The organism is Acinetobacter sp. 251-1, assembly GCF_030329305.1.
GTDB lineage: Bacteria > Pseudomonadota > Gammaproteobacteria > Pseudomonadales > Moraxellaceae > Acinetobacter > Acinetobacter piscicola_A.
In genome coordinates this window covers 1-907 of the sequence record NZ_JACANS010000061.1, presented here as the reverse complement: position 1 = coordinate 907, position 907 = coordinate 1, and the positions used below count along the sequence as shown (strand labels likewise).

The 907-nt window shown below is 42.4% G+C and carries 1 protein-coding gene; it reads left to right on the top strand.

Annotation, left to right across the window (positions count from 1 at the left end):
* On the top strand, window positions 1-885 hold an 885-nt coding region (prpB, locus tag HX129_RS17710), incomplete at its 5' end, for a methylisocitrate lyase (protein WP_286436399.1).
* Window positions 886-907: the final 22 nt, after the last annotated feature.

Below are 907 nucleotides of genomic sequence, written 5' to 3'. Positions count from 1 at the left end.
ATGACACAAGAAACGTCTGCAGGCTTAAGATTTAGACAAGCACTGGAAGTGGAAAAACCATTACAAATTATCGGTACAGTCAACGCTTATGCAGCGATGATGGCGAAACAAGTCGGCTACAAGGCGATTTATCTTTCGGGTGCGGGTGTTGCCAACTATTCTTATGGTTTACCTGACTTGGGTATGACCAGCTTAGACAACGTATTAGAAGATGTGTGTCGTATTACCGAACGTGTAGATACTCCCTTACTTGTCGATATTGACACGGGGTGGGGCGGTGCATTCAATATTGCACGTACTGTGAAACAAATGATTGCCGCAGGTGCAGCCGCTGTTCATATTGAAGACCAAGTGGCACAAAAACGTTGTGGACATCGTCCAAACAAAGAAATCGTGTCTCAACAAGAAATGGTAGATCGGATCAAAGCTGCGGTTGATGCAAAAACTGATTCAAATTTCGTAGTGATGGCACGTACAGATGCTTTACAAAAAGAAGGTTTGCAAGCAGTGATTGACCGTGCATGCGCATGTGTAGAAGCAGGTGCAGATGCGATCTTTGCAGAAGCGATGACGGATATCACCATGTATAAAACAGTCTGCGATGCAGTGGGTGTACCAGTATTGGCAAATATTACAGAATTTGGTGATACACCGTATTACACAACGCAAGAACTCGGTGAGCAAGGGATTTCAATGGTGTTATATCCATTGTCAGCTACGCGCGCGATGCAAAAAGCAGTACTCGAAGTATTCCGTTCTATTCGTGAAAATGGTACGCAAGTGAATGTGTTAGATACCATGCAACAACGTAAAGAGCTGTATGAATTCCTTGATTATCATACATTTGAAAATACATTAGACAAACTATTCACAGAAGGAAAATAAAAATGGCTGAAGGAAAAGTACT